Source organism: Streptomyces sp. MB09-01 (assembly GCF_033794505.1).
In the GTDB taxonomy this organism is placed as follows: Bacteria; Actinomycetota; Actinomycetes; order Streptomycetales; family Streptomycetaceae; genus Streptomyces.
Map to the genome: position 1 here is coordinate 1 of NZ_JARAYQ010000444.1, position 4062 is coordinate 4062.

The 4062-nt window shown below is 73.3% G+C and carries 6 protein-coding genes; 3 read left to right on the forward strand and 3 right to left on the reverse strand.

Going from position 1 to position 4062, the window contains the following annotated elements:
• Both PV721_RS41915 and PV721_RS41920 read left to right on the forward strand, forming a co-directional pair.
• Positions 1–549, forward strand: a 549-nt coding sequence (locus PV721_RS41915) for an HPP family protein (RefSeq protein WP_319733936.1), incomplete at its 5' end; no start/stop codon positions are given.
• A 168-nt stretch (positions 550–717) separates the two neighbouring features.
• On the forward strand, positions 718–1965 hold the full coding sequence (locus PV721_RS41920) for an MFS transporter (RefSeq protein WP_319733945.1): 1248 nt from the start codon (positions 718–720) through the stop codon (positions 1963–1965).
• 45 nt (positions 1966–2010) lie between these two features.
• On the opposite strand, the gene PV721_RS41925 is transcribed toward PV721_RS41920, so the two are convergent.
• Positions 2011–2310, reverse strand: coding sequence for a hypothetical protein (locus PV721_RS41925; RefSeq protein ID WP_319733938.1), 300 nt, complete (start codon positions 2308–2310; stop codon positions 2011–2013).
• 259 nt (positions 2311–2569) lie between these two features.
• Positions 2570–2797, reverse strand: a complete 228-nt coding sequence (locus tag PV721_RS41930; protein ID WP_319733939.1) for a hypothetical protein — start codon at positions 2795–2797, stop codon at positions 2570–2572.
• A gap of 273 nt (positions 2798–3070) precedes the next feature.
• On the opposite strand from PV721_RS41930, the gene PV721_RS41935 reads away from it, so the two are divergent.
• Positions 3071–3412, forward strand: a complete 342-nt coding sequence (locus tag PV721_RS41935) for a hypothetical protein (protein ID WP_319733941.1) — start codon at positions 3071–3073, stop codon at positions 3410–3412.
• Positions 3413–3497: 85 nt separating this feature from the next.
• Here the strand turns inward: PV721_RS41935 and PV721_RS41940 are convergent, their stop codons facing one another.
• Complete coding sequence (locus PV721_RS41940) at positions 3498–4037, reverse strand: hypothetical protein (protein ID WP_319733943.1); 540 nt, start codon at positions 4035–4037, stop codon at positions 3498–3500.
• Positions 4038–4062: the final 25 nt, after the last annotated feature.

Below are 4062 nucleotides of genomic sequence, written 5' to 3' on the forward strand. Positions count from 1 at the left end.
AGCACCCACACGGCCCTGCGCCCCGAGCCCACGCCTGCCCCCGCCCTCCGCCCCGGGGCGGAGGGCGCCGTGCGGCCCCCGACCAGGCCGACCCCCGCAGCGGCGCTGCACAGCATCTGCGCGGCGACCGCCGTCCTGCTGGGCCTCGTCGCGATCGGCACGATGATCCACGAACCGGTGCTGATTCCCCCGCTGGCCGCCAGCGCCGCGCTGGTCCACAGCGCCCCGGCCCTGCCGCTCGCCCAACCGCGCGGAGTGGTCGTCGGCCACCTGGTCGGCTGCGCCGTGGGCTATGCCGTTCTCGCCGTGGCGGGCAGCAGCGCCTGGGCGGCGGCCGTGGCGGCCGGCCTCACGCTCGCCCTGAACATGGCCGCCCGCACCCCGCACTCGCCGGCCGTGGCCACCGCCGTGATCATCTTGCTGCAGACGCCCTCCCCCGGCCGGTTCGTCCCGCTGCTGTTCGGCTCGACGGTCCTGCTCGTCCTGACCGGATACGCAGCTTCCCGCGTCCGCCGCAACGCACCGAGGTACCCCGCCTACTGGTGGTGACCCGCGGGAGCGGGGCCTGCCGTGAGCACACCCCCCCCCGGGTGCCGAACGTCCGGCTCGTTCCGGTCTGCCCGCCGGTCGGTCGTTTGACCTCCCGGTGCGCGGCTCGCTTTGATTTCGCTGGTCAACGTGCAGGTGTTCGTACGGGAGAGCGAGGTGGCGCCGATCATGGTGGCTGGGCGGTCGCTGGGTCGGCAGTTCGGGTGGCTCTGGGCGGCGTACGCGGTCAGCACTCTCGGCACCTGGCTCGCGTTCGATGCGTTCGCCTTGATCGCGATCCTCGTCCTGCACGCCGGGACGACCGAGGTGTCGGTACTGGCGGCCTCGGGGCTGGCCATCGGCGCGGTGGTGGCGCTGCCGCTCGGCCCGTGGGTGGAGTTCCGCCGCAAACGGCCGGTGATGATCGCGATGGACCTGGTCCGGTTCGCAGCGTTGATGAGCGTGCCGGTGGCGTTCGCGCTCGGCCGGCTCTGCTTCGCCCAGCTCTTGATCGTGGCGGTCGTCGTCGGCGCGGCCGACATCGCCTTCACCGCAGCCAGTGGCGCTGCCCTGAAGGCGCTCGTCCGGCCGGAGGACCTGCTCGTCGCGAACGGGCGGTTCGAGTCCACGACCTGGACCGCCACCATGCTCGGCCCGCCGCTCGGCGGGGCCGCGATCGTCCTGATCGGCCCGGTGATGACCGTGGTGGCCAACGCGGTCAGCTACCTCCTCTCGGCGGTGGGGATCCGCGCGATCGGCGGGCGGGAGGTGCGTCCCGCACCCGCCGAAGCGCGGCCACGGCTGCGGGTCGGCGACCTGGCCGCAGGGTGGCGGTTCATCCTGGCCGACTCCGCGCTGCGCCCGCTGTTCGCGAACACGGTCCTGGTCAACGGCCTGATCATGGCGGCCTCGCCGCTGCTCGCCGTCCTCATGGTCCGCGACCTCGGGTTCACGCCATGGCAGTACGGCCTCGCCTTCGCCGTGCCCTGCGTCGGCGGCCTGATCGGCTCGCGGCTCTCCCCCCGGGTCGTCGCACGGTTCGGGCAGCACAGGGTGATGGTCGCTGCCGGGGCGCTGCGGGCGTTCTGGCTGCTCGGGCTGGCCTTCATCGGCCCCGGCACGGCCGGGCTCGTGCTCGTCATGGCCGTGGAGCTCGGGCTGATCACCTGCATGGGCGTGTTCAACCCCGTGTTCGCCACCTACCGCCTCGCCCGGACCCCGGCGGACCGGGTCGCCCGCACCCTGTCCGCGTGGTCGGTCACCAGCAAGGCCACCATCGCCGCACTGACCGCTCTGTGGGGCCTGCTGGCCGGCGTCACCAGCCTCCGCACCGCGATCGTGATCGCCGGTCTCCTCCTCTTGACGACCCCTCTCCTGCTCCCCCGGCACGACCACCCGCCGCAGCACGAGCGGGAGCCGGCCCGCAACCTCACCTGACCCGCCGCAACTCGCCGCCCCGACGTCCGGAGGCGGCTGCGGCCGCTACGAGCCGGTGAAGAAGGCGGTCAGCACCGGTGCAAGGGCGCGGGGGTCGACGTTGTGGTCCTGGCCGGGCAAGGCATGCAGGATGTAGTTGTCCCCGTGGGGGGCGAGTTCCTTCGCCCCGTTGGCCATGTACGTCTCTCCCGCGCTGCCGTGGCCGACGAGGACGGGTACGTCCACGGACCGCCACCGGTCGGTGGGCAGCGGGCGGCCGGACAGGGTGGCGGCCATCAGCTGACCGTCGTAGGTCAGGGTGCGGGCGGTGGCCTCCCACGCGGCCCAGACGGGGGTGTGCCGCATCCCTGCGACGGCTTCGTCCGGCAGGGCCGGCCCGACTGTGAGGAAGTAGGTGAGGGCCTCGGCCGCGTTCCCCGCGCGACGGCCGCCTGCACGCGGTGGACGTAGTCGGCGGGCGGCGGCGGGCGGGTCCCGTCGACCACGAACGGCGGCTCGTACAGGGCCAGGGCCGGGACGGCGCTGCCCCTGGCCACGGCTTCCAGGGCCAGGACGGCTCCGGAGGACATCCCGAAGAGCAACACCGGCCCGCCCGCCCGCTCGATCACCGCGTCCAGGCCGTCGAGCTCGCGCTGCACGTCGTGGGCGGGTGGTCGCCGCTGTCGCCGCGGCCCCTGCGGTCGTAGTTGACGACGCTGAAGTCACTTGCCAGCAGCGGGGCGTGCCGTGCGCGGGGCATGAGGGTGCCGCCGACGAGAACGAGCACCGGGCCGGTGTCGCCGTGCCGCTCGCAGGCGATCACCGGGCCGTCGGAAGACACCACCTTGAACATGTCGAATCCCCCTGCTCTCCCGGCCGTTCGGGCCGCGCCGAACCCTCCGGCCGCCGCACCCGGGCGATGACCGGGCACCGGCCGGCCCAGCGGCCCGGGCGGTCAACGGCCCGCGTCGGTACGGTACGTTGGGCATGCCTCGCGGTGACCTGTACGGACGGACAAGATCACGCCGAGGCCACCTGGTCGAACCGACACACCGCTTCCGGCGCGGGCTCGGACGGTCCACGCAGCCGGGGCCGGCCCCGGACCGCCTTACTCCAGGAGTCACCCGTGGCGCGCTCGCTCGACGGCCTCGTCTTCGTCCCCGTCGCCGACCAGGCACCCGGCCAGGTCGGCCGGCAGACCCGGTTCGAGTACCACGAGCAGGACGACCGGGTCTGGGCCGAGTACGGCGGAGGAGACGTGGTCAGGGGCTACCTCGTGGGCACTCGGGCGGACGACTCCGTCGACTTCCGATACGTCCAGCTCCGCCTCGACGGCACGACCGCCTCCGGGCGCTGCACCTCGCTCGTCACGGAACTCCCCGACGGCCGCCTCCGCCTGGAGGAGACGTGGACGTGGGAGTCCCAGGACGGTCACGGCACCAGCACGGTCGAGCAGCTGCCCGGCTGAGGTCCTGCGGACGCCGAAGGGCGCGGCCCCTGGCGGGGTCGCGCCCTTCGTCCGTGCCCTGTCCGTTCGTGGTCGGCCGCCGGAGTCACACCGCGAGCTCAACGGTGGAGCTGCCCGTGGGGCTCGGCACGGTGGGCTTCTGCCGGTCCGCGCACTGCTCGGGGGTGTCGATTCCGAGGCAGAGCTTCGTACCCTGCGGGACCTTGACGGTGCCGTCGCCCTTCGGCAGCGGCTTGCCGTCGACGCACAGCCCGGGGAGTGCCTTCGGGTCGTTGCAGTAACTCTCCTGAACCACACCGGACTCGGAGTCCTCCGGCTCGGAAGCGTCCTTACCCTCGCCGGAACCCTCCTCCTGGGAACCGTCCTGCTCGGTGCTCGGCTCCTCGTTCCCGCCGGAGCCCTCCTCGCGGGAGCCGCCCTCGTCCTCGTTCCGGTCCTCGCCCTGGTTCCAGTCCTCGTCCTCGCGGTCCTCGTGGTCGTTGCCGCCACGGTCGGCCTGGAAGGTGACCGTGTGCGGGGCCGCCGGGGCGGCGAAAGCGCCTGTGGGCAGCAGAACGGCTCCTGCCGCCAGCGAGGTCGAGGCCGTGAGCATCACGAGACGCAGGGTGCGAGAGGTGCGGGGCATCGAAATCTCCTACGTGGGGGGGGGA

Excerpts from the sequence above, each read along its gene's own strand:
- PV721_RS41920 (WP_319733945.1), top strand. The coding sequence starts at position 718 with ATGGTGGCTGGGCGGTCGCTGGGTCGGCAGTTCGGGTGGCTCTGGGCG.
- PV721_RS41925 (WP_319733938.1), bottom strand. The coding sequence starts at position 2,310 with ATGCGGCACACCCCCGTCTGGGCCGCGTGGGAGGCCACCGCCCGCACC.
- PV721_RS41930 (WP_319733939.1), bottom strand. The coding sequence starts at position 2,797 with ATGTTCAAGGTGGTGTCTTCCGACGGCCCGGTGATCGCCTGCGAGCGG.
- PV721_RS41940 (WP_319733943.1), bottom strand. The coding sequence starts at position 4,037 with ATGCCCCGCACCTCTCGCACCCTGCGTCTCGTGATGCTCACGGCCTCG.